Genomic DNA, 15,630 nt, shown 5'->3' with positions numbered 1-15,630 from the left:
TCATGCCGATCCGGCATGAGGTGGGAAAGGTGTGACGGGCGAGGTCAGCCGTCGCAGCGCGGCGCGCACAGGCGCCGGGCCATCCCCTGGGCGAAGAAGTCGCGCACCTGGAGGATGTTCTTGGCGATGTACGCCTCGCCACCGGTGGCCTTGGCGAGCGTGTCCATCTCGGCCCTGCCCTTGGGGGCGTCGGGGCCGAAGGCGATCAGCAGGATGCTCACCGGGCGCTTGGGGTTGTAGGTCTTCTTCAGGTAGCTCAGGATCTCGGCGTTGCTGATGCCGCCCTCGGGGTCGTCGTTGCCGGCTCCGTCCGTGAGGATCAGGACGGTGTTGATCTTGTCGTCGGCGTATTCCTTGGTCATCTGGGCGTAGGCGGCCTTCAGGGTGTCGTTCAGGCCGGTGTTGCCCGTCGGCTTGGCCTGGATGCTGCCGAGCTGGGTGGAGAAGGCGTCCTTGCGCAGCACGCCGTTGACCGACTCGCTCAGCGGGCCGACCGAGATCAGCTCGCGCCAGTCCTGCGTGCCCTGCAGATGTGTGGAGAAGGCCCACACGCCGATCTCCGAGTCGGCCTCGAACAGGCCGAGGCCCTCACTGGCGATCTTGGTGATGGCCTGCATGCGGGTCATGCCGGCGCCGGCCACCGGGTAGGCCATGGTGCCGGAGACGTCCAGCAGGGCCAGCATCCGGGTGCCGAGGCTGAGCCGGGACCACGACTGCGCCATGGCGGCGATGGTCTTGGCGTCCGGGGGCTTGAGCGCCGCGGGGGTCTTGGGGTCGAAGCCCTTGTCCTTGGTCAGGACGTCGCCGGCCTTGCCGTCGGGGCTGCGGAAGCCGTTCTCGCGCAGGGTCTTCTGGGCCGACTGCCCGGCCAGCTCGGCCTTGAAGGCGTCGGCGGCCTTACGGGTGTCCGGGCTCTTGGTGGTGATCACGATCGGGTAGTCGAGGCTGAGCGTGCCCTCTTCCGGATAGAGCGGGACGATGAGCGAGTCCGGCTTCTTCTGGTTGTGGGCGTAGATGGCCTGCTCGGGGGCGACGCCGACCGGCACCTTGCTGCCCGACTTCACCGCGAGGCTGGCCAGCAGCGCGTCGGGGCTGGGGACCACCTGGTCCGACAGTTCCTTGAGCGCGCCGACCATGGCCTTGTCGTCGAGATCGGCCTCCTTGGCGGCGCCCGAGGCGGCCAGCAGCGCGCCCAGCCCGGCGGAGTTCTTCTTCGGGTCCAGGGCCAGCACGCGGACCTTGCGGCCGGGGCCGTCGGGATTGGCCACGTTCGCGGCCGAGATCATTCCGGCCCAGCTCGGCTGCAGGCTGCCGGAGAGCTTGCCGGCCATCGACTTGGCCGCCGCCAGCACGATCGGCGTCCTGGCCACGGAACCCGACGGCTCGGGCATCGCCGCGCCCGCCGTGGTGGCGCGTACCTCGGAGACCATGAGGCTGGAGTCGGCGATCCACACGTCGGGGGTGAGCTTGCCGGAGGCCATGTTGTTGGCCGCCTTGAACGGGTTCTCCTTGGTGACCTTCACCTCGACGCACTTGCTGTCGATCGACTGCAGCGACTTGTTGTAGTCGCCGGCGATCTTCTGCAGCGCGGGCTGGATGTCGGGGGCTGCCACCACGTTCAGCGGCAGCTTGCCGCCGGAGCAGTCGTGGTCGCGGTTGAAGATGACGAACGCGGCCACGCCCAGGAGCACCGCGAGTGCCACCGCACCTGCCAGCGGGACCAGAACCTTGCCACGCCCGCTGCCACGGCTGCGCCGGCGCGGGCCCGGATCCTGGCCTCGATACCCGTCATCGAGTTCGTCTGTGCGATGTCGCCCCACGATGTCCTCTTCGGTGTGTCGAGACCTTTCGGAGATCCTGGCGGTAGATGCTCCTTTAATACTCCGGGAACGATACTCGGTGGGCTTGGCGCAACAAAACAGGTCTTTTGGTGTGATGATGACCCTGCGTGTGCGTCAGTGGCAGCATGCGTGACCGCGCCACGCGCGCACTCCTTCGCGTACGGCGACCGCCGCCAGCACCAGTGCGACGGCCGGATCCACCCACCACCACCCCAGCGTGCCGGCCCACAGCCCGAGCAGAACCCCCGCGGCCATCACCGCGCAGATGAGGTTCTGCGCCGCCTCGCCCGCGGTCGCGCCGGAGCCCAGCCGCCGGGCCAGGCGCCGCTTGAGCGCCGCCAGAACCGGCATCGTGACCAGGCTCACCGCCGTCACCGCGATGCCGAGGACGCTGGGCGCGGCCCGGTGGCCGGCGTCGAGGTCGTGGGCCACGTGCACCACGAGGTAGGGGGCCAGCACCCAGAAGCTCACCGCGACCGCCCGGCGCGCGGTGTGCTCGGCCGAGGGCGACAGCGTGCGCGAGCCGGTGAAGCGCCACAGCACGATCAGGCTGGCGCCCGCCTCGACCAGGGCCGACAGCCCCCAGCCGATCAGCGCCACCGAGTGCGCGGAGAACCCCGCCGCCAGTCCGAGCGAGCTCTCCGCCGCCAGCCACGCCAGCGTGACCAGGCTGAGCAGGCGGGCTCTGCGCGCGTCGCGCAGCCAGTCGACTGACGCGGCCGGATGCGCATGAACCAGCTGGTCAGGCACCTTAACCCCCGAGATCCCACGTCCGGCCGCCGACAGCGATCCGTAACATACCCACTACTCAAGGTCACCTTAGGGGGTTTGCGCAAAGAAGGGTCAAGATTCGCCGGGTAGGGTGTCCCGGTGCCGTTCACCCCCGCTCACGTGGCCGCCGTGCTGCCCCTGATCTCGGCCGCCCGGCTGCGCGCCTGGCTGGACCCGTGGGCGCTGGCCATCGGGGCGATGGTGCCCGACCTGCCGATCTTCCTGCCCTTTCTGCCGGACTACGCCGACTGGCACTCCTGGCAGGGCATCCTCACCCTCGACCTGCTCTCCGTGGTCGTGCTCGTGTTCGTCTTCCACCGGGTGTTCAGGGAGCCGCTGATCGCGCTGCTCCCCCCGGCGCTGAGCGGACGGGCCGCGACGCTCAAGCCGTCCTACCGCCTGCTGCCCATCGTCCTTGGAGCGCTCCTGGGCGCGGCCACGCACGTGTTCTGGGACTCCTTCACCCACTCCTACAGCGTCGACGTGTGGGGCTGGAGCTTCTTCGACGCGCGGGTGCTCGGCGTGACCACCGTCTTCCGCGTGCTGCAGTACCTGTCCTCGGCCGTGGGGCTGGCGATCGTCGCGTGGTGGGCGGTGCGCGGGCTGTCCAGGATGGCGGCGGTCGCCGTACCGGACCATCTGCACACCCCCCAGCCGGTACGGCGGGCCGTCCTGTGGGCCTGCGCCGCGGGCGTCGTGGCGGGCGGGGCGCTCTGGCCGTTCCTCGACCACCCCGACCACGGCAGCCTGGCCAGCCTGTTCACCAGGATCGGCGCGGGTACCCTGATCGGGCTCGGTCTCGTGCTCACCGGCTACTCGATCGTCTGGCAGGTCAGGCGGCGCGGGGTGCGTACCATCTGAAGGTGCTTGAGTACGTGAGCGACGCGGCCGACCCCCGGCTGGCCGACTACACCGGTCTGCGGGATGTCGGGCTGCGCAAGAGCCTGGAGGCCGAGCGCGGGTTGTTCCTGGCCGAGGGCGAGAAGGTGATCAGGCGGGCGGTCGGCGCCGGATATCCGGTGCGGTCGGCGCTGACCACCGAGCGGTGGCTGCCGTCGCTGGCCGACGTGCTCGGCGACGCGCTGGTCTACGTGGTGAGCGACGAGATCATGACGGGTGTCGCCGGCTTCCCCGTGCACCGGGGCGCGCTGGCCTCCATGGAACGCCTGCCGCTGCCGCCGGTGGAGGAGGTGCTCGCCGGCGCCTCGCGCGTCGTGGTGCTGGAGGACCTGGTCGACCACTCCAACATCGGCGCGATCTTCCGGTGCGCGGCGGCGCTCGGGGTGGACGCGATCGTGCTGTCGCCCCGGTGCGCCGACCCGCTCTACCGGCGCTCGGTCAAGGTCTCGATGGGGTCGGTGTTCTCGATCCCGTACGCACGGATGGGCAACTGGTTCGACGGGCTGGCCAGGCTCCGTGAGCTGGGGTTCCGGTCGCTGGCGCTGACGCCCGACCAGTCGGCGGTCCCGCTGGACGCGGCGAAGATGGGCGATCGGGTGGCGCTGCTGCTCGGCTCGGAGGGCGACGGCCTGTCCTCGCGCTGGCTGCGCGAGGCCGACGAGGCGGTCTGCATCCCGATGAGCGCGCAGGCGATGGCCGCCGGGGTCGACTCGCTGAACGTGGTCGCGGCGGCGGCCATCGCCTGCCATGGACTGATGCGCAGGGACGTCTAACCCGCGCTGATCTGCTCCCCGGCGTAGTCGAGCAGTTCCTCCGCCTGCGTGAACCGGCGCTCGTTCGTGTCGCCGAGCAGCACGCCGACCACCTGCCTGCCGTGGCGCTCCGCGGCGAACACCAGGCAGAACCCGGCCGCGCGGGTGTAGCCGGTCTTGATGCCGAGCACGCCGTCGGTGCGTCCCAGCAGCTTGTTGGTGTTGCGCCAGGTGTGGGCTCGGTGCGCGCCGGACTTGGCGACCTTGTGCACCTTGGCGGAGGCGACCTGGGTGAAGACGGGGTTCTTCAGCGCGATCTGGGCGAGCTTGACCTGGTCGACGGCGGTCGAGTAGCCGCCGTTCGCCGGAGTCGGCAGGCCGTCGGCGTTGGTGTAGCGGGTGTCGGCCAGGCCCAGATCGCGCGCGGTGGCGTTCATCTTGGCGATGAAGGCCTTCTTGCCCGGTCCGTAGACCCTGGCCAGCACATTGGACGCGTCGGCGCCGGAGGGCAGCATGAGGCCGTAGAGCAGGTCGCGGACCGTCAGCCGCTCGCCCTTGCGCAGGGCGGCCGTGGTGGCGCCGTTCACGGCGGCGTGCCGTACGTCGGCGGCGGTGATCGTGACGGTGTCGGTCAGCTTGGCCTCGCGCAGCACCACATGGGCGGTCATCACCTTGACCAGGCTGGCCACCGGGACCCGCTTGGTCTGGCGCTTGCCGTAGTGGATCGTTCCGGCCGAGTCGACGACGTAGGCCTGCTTGGCGCCGACGTCGGGCTTCGCGGTCGCGTGCGCGGGCGCGGAACTCGACGTGAGACCCACGAGTACGGCTACCGCGGCAGAGGCGAAGATTCCCCCAATATGCATGTCAGCCATGGTGACAGGTGATCTAAGGTCCGTTTGCCGAACTTGACTCCATGGCGGGAAAACAACAGCTAGATGGGGGTAAATGATCGTTACATCGGGCAATCCGGGGGGTTCATCATGGCTGGGAAATTCGTTATTTCCAAGGACAAGCGGGACGAATACCGCTTCAAGCTGGTCGCCGGCAACGGCCAGACGATCGCCGTCAGCGAGGGCTACACGACCAAGGCGGCCTGCGTGAACGGCATCGAGTCCGTACGCAGGAACGCGGCCGCGGCCGAGATCGACGACCAGTCGCTCGCCGCGGTCTGAACAGCCGCGGTCAGATCAGCCGCGGTGTGAAAAGCCGTGGTCTGAACAGCCGCCGTCCGAACAGCCGGGCCGTCAGGCGGCCAGGGCCTTGTCCGCCTTGCGCCGCCTGCGCCTGACGACCAGGAACACGATCACCGCCACCGCCGCCACCGCCACGACCACCGCCGTGACGGGGGAGTGGGTGGCGAGCTGCAACCAGCCCCAGATCACCCCGTACAGCGCGAACGACGTCACCGGCACCCACGTGAGGCATCCCAGCGCGCTGGCCACGACGTACCAGGGGTAGGAGATGCGCAGCACGCCCGCGACCCACGGCAGCGTGTGGCGCAGCACGGGCACCCAGAAGCACCCGTAGACGGCCAGCGCCCCCCACTTCTCCACGACCTTCTCGACCCGGGCGATCTGCGCGCGTGGCAGCCGCCGGCCGATCCGGGAGTCGTAGAGCTTCTCACCGAGCTTGTGCCCGATCCAGTAGTAGGCCTGGAAGGCGCCGAAGAGCGCGATCGCCCCCACCAGCACGATGACCCAGTACGGCAGGCCGAAGAACGACGCTCTCGTCGGATCAGGGATGCCCGCAAGGTACCGCATTCCAGACATCACCCCACCAAGCGAATATAAGGCCAGGCTTACCTTATTTGATCCCCCGAGCCCGTGTCACCTCGCCAGTCTTCCCCGATTGCAAGTGCGCGACAAGCAACCCTCAACCCCCCGCGCGTACACCTGAGGGTGAGAACGAAGGAGTGGTGACCATGAGCAAGGCAACCACAGCGGCGCTCACCGCCGGATCGGCCAACGCCGTCAAGCTGTTCGTCGCCGCCTTGGCCGCCACGGGCGCGTACGCGGGCGTCACCGCCTACGACGCGGCCAGGTCCGCCCCGCGGCCCCAGCAGGCGATCACGCTGCAGGCCCGCGAGGTCCCGATCACCTCACAGACCGCCGCCGTCGCGCCCGGCGCCATCTCCGTCACCGCCAGGTCCGGCGGGCAGGGCTGCGACCGCGTCTACCTGGCCAGGACCGTCGTGGTCAACCCCGATCCCGCGCAGACCGTGCTCTACCGCTGGCAGCTGTCGCGCTGGAGCCCGTACACCAAGCGGTGGAGCGTCTACCTGGTCGACCACGCCGGGTTCGGCGCCGCCCGGCGTACGATCTCCTGGCAGGCCAGGGTCGCCGACAACCCCGGCTGGTACCGGGTCGAGTTCGCCGTCCAGGGTCAGAAGACGATCAAGAGCGACCGTTTCCAAGTGAGTTGCTGACCGAACGCCGCGCCGCCTCCACCCAGCGGGCCACGCCGACCCGCTCGGCCACCTCCAGCGCCTTGCGGTAGTGGTCGAGGGCGGCGTCGGGCTGGCCGAGCCGTACCGCGAGATCTCCCAGCGTCAGCGCCACGGGCCAGAGCGCCACGACGCCCGTGCCCGCGCCGGCGACGCGGTCGGCGAACGGCTTGAGCTTGTCGTAGCAGTCGACCATCCGCGCACGGTCGTCGAGCAGCATCCCGGCCAGGGCCCGCCAGGTCATCGCCAGCTCGTACAGGAAGTCGGGCCGCACCGGCGGGCGCGTGGCCGCCACCGCCTTGGCGTCGGAGATGTGCCCGGCCGAGGCCAGCGCGAGCGCGTAGGGGTCGAGCGTCCACTTGGAGCCGCCCAGGTGCTTCTCGCTCAGCAGCTCGACCGTCTCGGCCGCCCGCCCGTCGACCAGGCGCAGGCAGAACGTGGTGATCAGCGGGAGGTCCTGGCGGCCTTCGAGCATGCCGACCCGGGCGGTCATCCTCGCCGCGTCGCGGTAGGCGCGCTCGGCGCCCGCGTAGTCGCCGGAGATCATCAGCCGTTGCCCGGAGTACCAGGCGCAGACCGCGGCGGGGGCCGACAGGTCGTACTGCTTCGACAGCCGCTCGGCCGCCGCCGCGTGCTGGTCGGCCGCCGCGAACTCGCCGCGCGCCGCCGCGCACTCCAGCAGCACCAGGTGGGCCAGCGCCTGCGTGGCCATCTGGCCGGAGCGCTGCGCCACCTCCAGCAGCTCGCGTCCGATGCTCTCGCGCGTGTCGACGGCGGGGATGTCGTAGGACTGGCGCAGCCTCCCGCTCAGCGCCGCCGCGATCAGAGCCGGGTCGCCGCTCTGCCGGGCCAGCTCCAGCGCCTCCAGCGACGCCTGACGGCCCCGCTCGGGAGAGGAGGAGCCCTCCAGCTCCAGCGCCAGCGTGGTCAGCAGGCTCGCGCGCAGCGTCTGCTCACCCTCGGGCAGCTCCATGAGCGCCTTCTCGGTGACGTCGACGATCTCCCACGCGGTGCGGGTGAAGTCGCGCGCCATTCCCTTGTGCGGCACCGCCAGCGACGCCGCCACCCGCGCGGTGATCTCCAGGTCCTGCAGCGGCAGCGCCAGGTCCATCGCCTGGCGGCGCAGCAGCCTGGCCGCGGTCATGTCGCCGCAGACCGCGAGGGCCTTGATCTGGCGCAGCATCAGCCGCAGACGTTCCTTGGTGTCGCCGCCGGTGCGTTCGAAGGCCGCGATCGCCTGCTCCCACAGCCGCGCCGCCTCGCGGTGCGCGAAGCGCCGCTCGGCCTGCTCGGCGGCCAGCCCGGCGTAGTGGACCGCCTTCTCCGCGGCGTCGGCGAGGAAGTAGTGGTGGGCCAGCGCCGCCACGTCCGCGGGGCTGCGCTCCTCGATCTCCTTCGCGACGGCCGCGTGCAACCGGGTACGGCGCAGCCGTGAGGCGTCGGAGTAGATCGTGTCGCGCACCAGGTCGTGGTCGAAGCGCAGCATGCCGGGGCCCGGTTCGGTGACGAGCCCGGCCAGCAGCGCCGCCTCGACCGCCTCGACCACCGGCTCCTCCGCGCCGGCCACCCCGATGAGCACGTCGATGTCCACGTCGCGGCCGATCACCGCCGCCTGCAGCAGGATCTGCTGCGCCTCGGCGGGCAGCCGCGAGATGCGCCGCCGCAGCACGTCCCGCACGCCGGACGGCACCCGCGACAGCACCGCGGTGGTCGTCGTCTCACCGGCCGCCGCGGCCTCGGAGTCGAGCAGGCGCACGGTCTCGCGGACGAAGAACGGGTTGCCGCCGGTGCGTTCGACGATCGACTCGACCGCGTCCTCGTCGATCTCGCGTACGCAGGTGGCCCGCACCAGCTCGGCCACCGCCTTCGGGTCGAGCCCTGACAGCCCCACCCGGACCGGGCCGAGCCTGGCCAGCGCGGCCAGCACGTCGGACTGCCCGTCGTCCAGCTCGCTCTCCCTGCAGGTGACCACGAGCATGACCCGGCTGGTGGCCAGCAGGCTCGGCAGCGCGCGCAGCAGCGCCAGCGTCTGGTCGTCGGCCCAGTGGAGGTCTTCCAGGGTGAGCAGCACGGGGGAGCGGCGGGCCACTCCGGCCAGGTAGCCGCCGACCGCGCGGTGCAGGCGGAAGCCGCCGGACAGCTCGTCGTCGTCGGGATCGGGGTCGGCGTCTTCGAGCAGGGGCGCGAGCAGTTGCGCGTACTCGCCGGCGCCGGTCACGCCGACCAGCGTGCGCAGGATCTCCACCCAGGCCCAGCCGGGCGGGGTGGCGGTGGAGTCGGGGCAGGCGCCGGAGGAGGTGATCCAGCCGTCGGTGGCGAGCTTGCTCTCCAGCTGGCTCAGCAGCGTGGTCTTTCCCGCCCCCGCCACGCCGGTGACGATCGCCACCTGGAAGCGGCCCGTGCGGGCGGCGGCCTGCGTCAGCCTCGTCAGCTCGGCGTCGCGGCCGACGAACGGCTCCGGCTCCAGCGGCGGCGGCTCCACGGGCGCGGCGGGGCGCGGTGGCCAGGTGTCGTTGACCGGCTGCGCCGGGCGGGACGGGCGGGCCGACGGGACCAGCTCCAGGCCGGGCGCCTGGGCGAGGATGTCGGACTCCAGCTTGCGCAGCGCGGGACCGGGGTCGATGCCGAGCTCGTCGGCCAGGATGCCGCGGGCCCTGCGCAGCGCGGCCAGCGCGTCGCCCTGCCGGCCGCTGCGGTACAGGCCCAGCGACAGCAGCCGCCACCCCTCCTCGCGCAGCGGATGCTCGGTGGTCATCGCCTCCAGGTCGGGCACGGTCTCGGCGTTGAGCCCGAGGCGCAGCCCGGTGTCGGCGTGGCGCTCGCGCGCCACCAGCCGCAGCTCGGTCAGCCGGTTCACCTCGGCCTCCGCCCACGTCTGGTCGGCGAAGTCGGAGTACGGCGTGCCGCGCCACAGCCCGAGCGCCTTCTCCAGGAACGTCCTGGCCGACTGGGGGTCATCGCCCTCCAGCCGCTCTCCGGCGCTGCGTACCAGCTGCTCGAAGCGGAGCGCGTCGACCTGGTCGGGCGCGACGCGCAGCGCGTACCCGGAGGCGACCGTCACCAGCAGCCGGTTGGGACCCCCGCGCGGACGGCCGGGCTCCAGCACGCGGCGCAGGCGGGAGATGTAGACCTGCAGGCCCGACTGGGCGCCCTTGGCGGTGTCGTCCGCCCACAGGTCGTAGAGCAGGGTGTCGACCGGAACGACCTGACCCCTGGCCACGAGCAAGCGGGCGAGGACGGCTCGCTGCCGCAACCCGCCGAGGTCGAGTTCGTCGTTTTCGTACGCCTCGACTGGCCCCAGAACTCGAAACGCCACCATGTCAGCCGCCACGCTATGCGCGCTTCCGAATCACGCACAAGGTCTTTGAGGGGTTTGGAAGGGTCACTGCGGGGCCTTCATGCTCTCGGACGGGGATTTCGCGGCACCGTTGCGGCTGTCGCGCCTGCGCAGGAGCGCCCACGCGCCCAGGGCCAGGCCGCCGAACGGGATCTCGATAGTGTAAGTCCAGAAGCCGAACAACAGTGCGGTCGCGGTCGCGGGAGCCGTGGAGATGCCGAAGGAGACGAGCAGGAGCACCACCCCGCCCTCCATGATCCCGGCGCCGCTCGGCGTGATCAGCGCCGCGGTGAGCACCCGCGACAGCGCGAAGACCGCGATCGACTGCGCCAGCCCGGGGTACGCGCCGGTGGCCTGCATGCAGACCACCATGATCCCCCACTGCAGCACCAGGAACGCGATCATCGCCAGCGACAGCCCCGGCCAGCGCGTCCTGACGATCCCCGCGGTGTCGGCGCGCAGCTTGTGGAACGACGGCGCGATCTCCTTCTTGAACGGCCGGCCCAGCCCGTCGAGCACCTTGCCCAGGAGCACCGCCGCGCGGTCCCAGTACAGCGCCGCCGCCACGACGACCACGAGCACCAGGATCGAGATCGCGCCCGCCCAGCCCGCCCGCTCCACGGTCGTGTTGACCACCTCGCCCGCCATCAGCAGCGCGATGATCCCGACCGCGGGCAGGATGAACCGGAACAGCGTGTTCCACACGCCGCTGACCAGCGTCATCACCACGATCGACCGGTAGCCGAACCCCCAGCCCTTGCACATGGCGAACGTCAGCGCCACGCCCGCGGCGCCGCCGAACGGCAGCAGGTTGCTGACCGCGCTGCCCGCGGCGTTGAGCGTGAGGCCCTGCAGGTTGCTGAGGCCGGGCTGCGAGTTGGTCAGCACAAACGTGTAGGCCAGCAGGCTCAGCAGCCACAGCCCGGCCATCAGCGCGATGGTGCCGGCGCCGAGCTGCCCGAACTCCGCGCCGATCTCCCGCCACGAGACGGGCTTGCCGGTCAGCGTCTGCACGATCTGCGGCAGGTAGACCACCAGCGTGACCGCCAGAGCAAGGGACAGCACGGACAGAGTGACCTGCAGCCACTTGTTCTTCATCACACCTGCTCGAAGGGGTGGGTGAGCCGGGTGCCCGGGGGGACGTCCCTGCGGACGAACCACTCGGTTCCGAACACCAGGCGGTAGAGAGGGCCGGGGATCTTCAGCATCACGGCCAGAGTACGGTCGCTGTCGCCGCCGCTGGCCTGGGAGACGTGCGCCTCCATCGACGCCCGCTTCTGCTTCGTGTACTTCCTGACGTTCACCCGATGGGTGATCTGATCGCCCGCAGTGTAGGCGCTCTCGAACGTCCGGGGATCGAACTCCGGCGGAAACCGGTATACCTTCCCCGCCAGCTTGAGCGCCTTCAGCAACGGATCGCGGTTCACCGTCGCCTCCAGGACGATCTCCGTCCCCGCCATCTCCGCCGCGCGCCTGCCCACCCGGTGCACCTGGACGTGGTCCGGATGCCCGTACCCGCCGGCCGGATCGTAGATCGCCAGCAGGTCGGCCGCCTCGTCCTTGAGGATCTCGGCCAGCTGCCTGGCCGCCTTGTCGGAGTCGGCGTCGATGAAGGCGTTGTCCGGCCGTTCCTCGGCGACGCCGCCCTTGGGGCTCAGCCCCGAGTCGCCGTAGCCCAGGCACTCCACCCGGGCGCAGCCCAGCAGCGCGGCCGAGGTGTAGAGCTCCCTGAGCCGCGTCTGGCCCAGCTCGTCGCCCGGATCCATCTCCGCCAGCCCGCGCTCGCCCGCCGTGGCCACCACCAGCACCACCCGGTGCCCCTCGGCCGCGAGCATCGCCATGGTGCCCGCCGTCAGCAGGGCCTCGTCATCGGGGTGGGCGTGGAAGAACACAGCTGTGCGTGGCTTTGTTGGCACAGGGCCCAGATTAGTCTGGGAGAGGTGCGGATCTTTCACGTGAGTGACTGTTACCTGCCGCGGCTCGGAGGGATCGAGGTCCAGGTGGCCGACCTCGTACGCCAGCAGCGGGAGGCGGGCCACGAGGTCGAGGTGGCCACCGCCACCCGCGGCGAACCCCTCGACGGCGTGCGCAGGATCGTCGCCAGAATGCCCTTCGACCTGCCCGTACACCCGCGTGGTGTGGGACATGTCACCCGCCTGCTCACCTCCTCCCGTCCCGACGTCGTGCACGTGCACACGGGAGCGGTCTCGCCGTTCGCCTGGATGGGGGTACGCGCGGCCGTGCGGGCCGGACTGCCCGTGGTGGTGACCGTCCACAGCATGTGGGACCCGGGCACCCGCGCCGTCTACCGCCTGCTCCGCCTCGTGTACGAATGGCACCGCTGGGGCGTGGTCGCCACCACCGTGAGCAGCGCGGCCGCCGTCCCGATCCGCCGGGTCGCGGGCCGGGGGGTACCGGTCCACGTGGTCTCCAACGGCCTTGACCTGACCGGCTGGCGGCCGTCGGACCTGCCCTCCGCCGAGGGGGGCAAGGACGGGGTCCACATCGTGGCGGTGGGCCGGCTGGCTCCGCGCAAACACCCGGTGCGGCTTCTGAAGGCCCTGAACACGGCCCGTGCCCGGGTTCCGTCCGGCGTCCCGATGCGCGCGACGATCGTCGGCGACGGCCCGGCGAGAGGCTCCATGGACCGCTACCTGACCCAGCACGGCATGACGAGCTGGGTGACGCTCCCCGGCCGCCAGAGCCGTGAGGAGATCGCCAGGCTGCTGGCCTCGGCCGACATGTTCGTGGCGCCCGCGCCCTTGGAGTCCTTCGGCATCGCCGCCCTGGAGGCGAGGGCGGCGGGGCTGCCGGTGGTCGCCCGCGAACGCAGCGGGGTCGCCGACTTCGTCCGGCACGGCGAGGAGGGACTGCTGGCCCGCAACGAACCGGACCTGGCCCGCTGCGTCGCCCGCCTGACCACCGACACGACGCTCCGCGAGTCGATCGCCGCCCACAACCGCGCGACCGAGCCGGCGGCCGGTTCCTGGAAGTCGGTCCTGGAGGGCTTCGACCGGGCGTACCGGCAGGCCATCGGCTGACCGCTCGGGCTTATTGCAGGTGCGGGAGGGTGTAGGCGGGCTCGGCGAACGAACCGCCCTGGGGCATGCCGTCCACGAAGAAATCGTCGGCGCCGGGGATGCGGGCGGCGAAGGCTTCCGCGTTGTCCAGCGGGGTGTAGCCGAGGTCGGGCAGTTCCCAGAAGCGGCGGGCGTTGGCCGAGACCGCGTAGCCGGCCACGAAGCCGGTGACCGGGGCGGTGAGGGCGGCGGCGAAGTAGCCGGCGCAGTCGCGGGGGCTGAGCCAGGTGGCCAGATGGCGGGCGTCCTCTGGTTCGGGTTCGAGGCTGCCGATCCGCAGGCTGACGATCTGGAGGCCGAACTTGTCCGCGTAGAGGTGGGCCAGGGCCTCTACGGCGGCCTTGGAGACGCCGTAGAGGCCGTCGGGGCGCGGCGCGAGATCGGGGGTGAGCGTCCGCGCGGCGGGATAGTGGCCGGTCAGGCGGTTGCTGCCGGCCAGCACGACCCGCGGCACCCCGGTCAGCCGGGCGGCTTCGAAGATGTGGTGGGTGCCGAGCACGTTGGCTTGGAGCAGGTCCGGCAGGGGCGCCTCGTCGGGGATGCCGGACAGGTGGACGACCACGTCGGCGCCGCGGACCACCTCCAGGACCGCGCCGAGGCCGTCGAGCTCGGTGGTGACGACCTCCTCGTTGCCCGCCCGCGCGTCCAGGGGCACCCGGTCGACCAGCACCAGCTGCCCGGCCCGCGCCCGCAGGGCATCCCGGATCGCCGCCCCCACCCGTCCGGCGGCACCGGTCAGCACGATTTTTCCCAGCCTCATGGGCAGGAGTGTGCCGGACACCACCGACAGTTTCCCGCACGGGCGCTGTGACGGTTCCCGCACGGTCGCCGTGATGGCTCGCCCCACAATCGCCGTGACGGCGGGGACCACGTCCGACGTGAGAAGCGACCCCCACGATCGGCGCCCGCCGTCGTCGGCGGGTGGCGTGGGGGCGGCTTGCCGTAACTGCAAAGGGAGCCGCACGTCGAGAGGCCGCACACCCCGCCGCACGCCAGAAGATCAGCGGCGGAGAACGACAATGCCGTCGCGGTCGAAGACGCGGGTGTAGCCCTGGGAGAGGAGGGCGTCGACCTGGGCGCGCTGGTCGTCGGCCGAGCCGAAGGGGAACTCCCAGCGGGTCGTGTCCGCGACCACCCAGGGCGCGTTGTGCGATTCGGCCGTCCACAACAGCACCGTCGTACGCCCCGTCAACGCCGGCCCGAAGCTGTTGGCCGCCTCGACCACCACCCCGTCCGGGACCTTCGCCACCGCCTCCCGAGCCGCCACGATCTTGGCCTGGTCGCCCTTGTAGAAGTCAGGGTGGTAGAGCTGGTCGAGGGCGAAGCGGGGCACGAGGGTGACCGCGACCACCAGCACCGCCGCCGACCACACCACCGCGAGGTCCTTGCGCCCCAGCCACCGCTGCAGCCGGGCCAGACCGTCCACCCCCGCGCAGAACAGGATGATCACCGTGAACGCGCTGTACTGGAAGTCGGCCTGCCACCACAGCTCCCGGTCCGACAGCATGCGCTCCAGCACGTGCGGCAGCGCGATCAGCGACAACGGCGACAGCAGGCACAGCAGCAGCGTCGGCCACACCAGCAGGAACAACGTGTCGACCTTGGCCTCGGCGCTGAAGGGCAGCAGCAGCGTCCCGAGCGGGTCGCGCAGGATGCCGAGCAGCGCTCCGGGCAGGTCGGGCCCGAGGTGGTTGTAGGCCCAGAAGTCGGAGGTGTCGCCGCCGAGCATGGGGATGATCGCGCCGCGGGTGAGCATGACCCCGGCCGCGCCGATCACCGTGCAGCAGATGCCGCGGAAGCGGTCGCCGGTGACGAGAAGGTAGAGGCCGAACCCCATCACCATCAGCCCCATGTCCTCCTTGACCAGGAGGAGCCCGAACATCGCCAGGAAAGCGGGCAGAAACCGTCCGGCCTGGTAGCGCTCGATCATGATGGCGGTCAGCACCGGCACGAACATGACCTCGTGCGCGTCGAACGCGATCGCCTGCGCCACGGGCCACGACAGCGCGTAGGCGACGGAGACCAGGTACGCGGGCCCGATCCCCAGCACGCGCCGGGTGAACAGCCACAGGAACGGGATCGCCGCGGCGAACAGCAGCGCCTGCGCGACGATCAGCGAGCCGGGCCCGTCGTGGATCCAGTAGAACGGCGCCAGCAGCGCGTAGATCGGCGAGAAGTGGTCGACGATCTGGAGGTAGTCCATGCCCCGGTCGTGCCAGCCGCCCACGACGGGGATGTACGGCGGGCGGAAGCGCGAGTAGTTGCGCACCGCCTGGTCGACGATGACCAGATCGTAGGTACTCGCCCTGAACGTGATCAGCTTCACCAGCCCGATCACGGAGTACGCCGCCGCGGCCACCAGGGCGAGCAGCCCGACGCGGTAGCGGTGCCGCGGAAGGCGGCGGCCGGGTGTCGTCACGGTTTCCGCCGCCATGGTCTCCGCCGTCACGGACAGCAAGAGTAGTGCTTGTGCGTCACGGCCGCCGCGCCGCGCTGCCCCCCACAG

Annotated in this window: 14 protein-coding genes; 5 read left to right on the top strand and 9 right to left on the bottom strand. The window is 71.1% G+C overall.

What is annotated here, in order from left to right; genetic code table 11:
* Window positions 1–44: 44 nt before the first annotated feature.
* Both ACIBI5_RS08050 and ACIBI5_RS08045 read right to left on the bottom strand, forming a co-directional pair.
* Complete coding sequence (locus tag ACIBI5_RS08050; protein WP_397244413.1) at window positions 45–1,703, bottom strand: substrate-binding and VWA domain-containing protein; 1,659 nt, start codon at window positions 1,701–1,703, stop codon at window positions 45–47.
* Between the two features lie 252 nt (window positions 1,704–1,955).
* The gene (locus tag ACIBI5_RS08045) at window positions 1,956–2,591 is read right to left on the bottom strand and encodes a cation transporter (protein ID WP_397244411.1); all 636 of its coding nucleotides are present in this window, start codon (window positions 2,589–2,591) and stop codon (window positions 1,956–1,958) included.
* Window positions 2,592–2,711: 120 nt separating this feature from the next.
* On the opposite strand from ACIBI5_RS08045, the gene ACIBI5_RS08040 reads away from it, so the two are divergent.
* On the top strand, window positions 2,712–3,473 hold the full coding sequence (locus ACIBI5_RS08040) for a DUF4184 family protein (RefSeq protein WP_397244409.1): 762 nt from the start codon (window positions 2,712–2,714) through the stop codon (window positions 3,471–3,473).
* Window positions 3,470–4,285: a TrmH family RNA methyltransferase gene (locus ACIBI5_RS08035; protein ID WP_397245288.1), complete on the top strand. Its 816-nt coding sequence runs from the start codon at window positions 3,470–3,472 to the stop codon at window positions 4,283–4,285. The genes ACIBI5_RS08040 and ACIBI5_RS08035 overlap by 4 nt, the downstream gene beginning before the upstream one ends.
* Here ACIBI5_RS08035 and ACIBI5_RS08030 read toward each other — a convergent pair.
* Window positions 4,282–5,127 (bottom strand): D-alanyl-D-alanine carboxypeptidase family protein, encoded by an 846-nt coding sequence (locus ACIBI5_RS08030; RefSeq protein ID WP_397244407.1) that lies wholly within the window; start codon window positions 5,125–5,127, stop codon window positions 4,282–4,284. The two genes, ACIBI5_RS08035 and ACIBI5_RS08030, sit on opposite strands and share 4 nt — an antisense overlap.
* Before the next feature lie 117 nt (window positions 5,128–5,244).
* Between ACIBI5_RS08030 and ACIBI5_RS08025 the strand changes: the two genes are divergently transcribed.
* Window positions 5,245–5,436 carry a YegP family protein gene (locus ACIBI5_RS08025; protein ID WP_397244405.1) on the top strand — a complete coding sequence of 64 codons (192 nt, stop codon included), beginning with the start codon at window positions 5,245–5,247 and terminating at the stop codon, window positions 5,434–5,436.
* A 72-nt stretch (window positions 5,437–5,508) separates the two neighbouring features.
* On the opposite strand, the gene ACIBI5_RS08020 is transcribed toward ACIBI5_RS08025, so the two are convergent.
* Window positions 5,509–6,024, bottom strand: coding sequence for a DedA family protein (locus ACIBI5_RS08020; RefSeq protein WP_397244403.1), 516 nt, complete (start codon window positions 6,022–6,024; stop codon window positions 5,509–5,511).
* Between the two features lie 161 nt (window positions 6,025–6,185).
* On the opposite strand from ACIBI5_RS08020, the gene ACIBI5_RS08015 reads away from it, so the two are divergent.
* Window positions 6,186–6,689, top strand: a complete 504-nt coding sequence (locus ACIBI5_RS08015) for a hypothetical protein (RefSeq protein WP_397244401.1) — start codon at window positions 6,186–6,188, stop codon at window positions 6,687–6,689.
* Here the strand turns inward: ACIBI5_RS08015 and ACIBI5_RS08010 are convergent.
* From ACIBI5_RS08010 to ACIBI5_RS08000, 3 genes are all read right to left on the bottom strand, one after another.
* Window positions 6,658–10,026 carry a BTAD domain-containing putative transcriptional regulator gene (locus ACIBI5_RS08010; RefSeq protein ID WP_397244399.1) on the bottom strand — a complete coding sequence of 1,123 codons (3,369 nt, stop codon included), beginning with the start codon at window positions 10,024–10,026 and terminating at the stop codon, window positions 6,658–6,660. The genes ACIBI5_RS08015 and ACIBI5_RS08010 overlap by 32 nt on opposite strands.
* Before the next feature lie 63 nt (window positions 10,027–10,089).
* Window positions 10,090–11,142, bottom strand: a complete 1,053-nt coding sequence (locus ACIBI5_RS08005) for a YbhN family protein (RefSeq protein ID WP_397244397.1) — start codon at window positions 11,140–11,142, stop codon at window positions 10,090–10,092.
* Window positions 11,142–11,960 (bottom strand): PIG-L deacetylase family protein, encoded by an 819-nt coding sequence (locus tag ACIBI5_RS08000; RefSeq protein ID WP_397244395.1) that lies wholly within the window; start codon window positions 11,958–11,960, stop codon window positions 11,142–11,144. The genes ACIBI5_RS08005 and ACIBI5_RS08000 overlap by 1 nt, the downstream gene beginning before the upstream one ends.
* A 39-nt stretch (window positions 11,961–11,999) precedes the next feature.
* Here ACIBI5_RS08000 and ACIBI5_RS07995 point away from each other — a divergent pair, with 39 nt between their 5' ends.
* The gene (locus ACIBI5_RS07995) at window positions 12,000–13,085 is read left to right on the top strand and encodes a glycosyltransferase family 4 protein (RefSeq protein WP_397244393.1); all 1,086 of its coding nucleotides are present in this window, start codon (window positions 12,000–12,002) and stop codon (window positions 13,083–13,085) included.
* A gap of 10 nt (window positions 13,086–13,095) precedes the next feature.
* On the opposite strand, the gene ACIBI5_RS07990 is transcribed toward ACIBI5_RS07995, so the two are convergent.
* Both ACIBI5_RS07990 and ACIBI5_RS07985 read right to left on the bottom strand, forming a co-directional pair.
* Window positions 13,096–13,884 (bottom strand): NAD-dependent epimerase/dehydratase family protein, encoded by a 789-nt coding sequence (locus ACIBI5_RS07990; RefSeq protein ID WP_397244391.1) that lies wholly within the window; start codon window positions 13,882–13,884, stop codon window positions 13,096–13,098.
* 240 nt (window positions 13,885–14,124) lie between these two features.
* A complete protein-coding gene (locus tag ACIBI5_RS07985) occupies window positions 14,125–15,573 on the bottom strand; it encodes a DUF2079 domain-containing protein (protein WP_397244389.1) in 1,449 nt (482 codons plus the stop codon).
* Between the last annotated feature and the right edge of the window lie 57 nt (window positions 15,574–15,630).

Source organism: Nonomuraea sp. NPDC050540, assembly GCF_044457485.1.
Taxonomy (GTDB): Bacteria; Actinomycetota; Actinomycetes; order Streptosporangiales; family Streptosporangiaceae; genus Nonomuraea.
The sequence above is the reverse complement of the archived record's forward strand: the minus strand, read 5'-3'. Positions and strand labels throughout refer to the sequence as shown.

What these genes read in the sequence shown, in the direction of transcription:
- ACIBI5_RS08030 (WP_397244407.1), bottom strand. Translation starts at nt 5,127, where the DNA reads ATGCATATTGGGGGAATCTTCGCCTCTGCCGCGGTAGCCGTACTCGTG.
- ACIBI5_RS08025 (WP_397244405.1), top strand. Translation starts at nt 5,245, where the DNA reads ATGGCTGGGAAATTCGTTATTTCCAAGGACAAGCGGGACGAATACCGC.
- ACIBI5_RS08020 (WP_397244403.1), bottom strand. Translation starts at nt 6,024, where the DNA reads ATGCGGTACCTTGCGGGCATCCCTGATCCGACGAGAGCGTCGTTCTTC.
- ACIBI5_RS08015 (WP_397244401.1), top strand. Translation starts at nt 6,186, where the DNA reads ATGAGCAAGGCAACCACAGCGGCGCTCACCGCCGGATCGGCCAACGCC.
- ACIBI5_RS08010 (WP_397244399.1), bottom strand. Translation starts at nt 10,026, where the DNA reads ATGGTGGCGTTTCGAGTTCTGGGGCCAGTCGAGGCGTACGAAAACGAC.
- ACIBI5_RS08005 (WP_397244397.1), bottom strand. Translation starts at nt 11,142, where the DNA reads ATGAAGAACAAGTGGCTGCAGGTCACTCTGTCCGTGCTGTCCCTTGCT.
- ACIBI5_RS07990 (WP_397244391.1), bottom strand. Translation starts at nt 13,884, where the DNA reads ATGAGGCTGGGAAAAATCGTGCTGACCGGTGCCGCCGGACGGGTGGGG.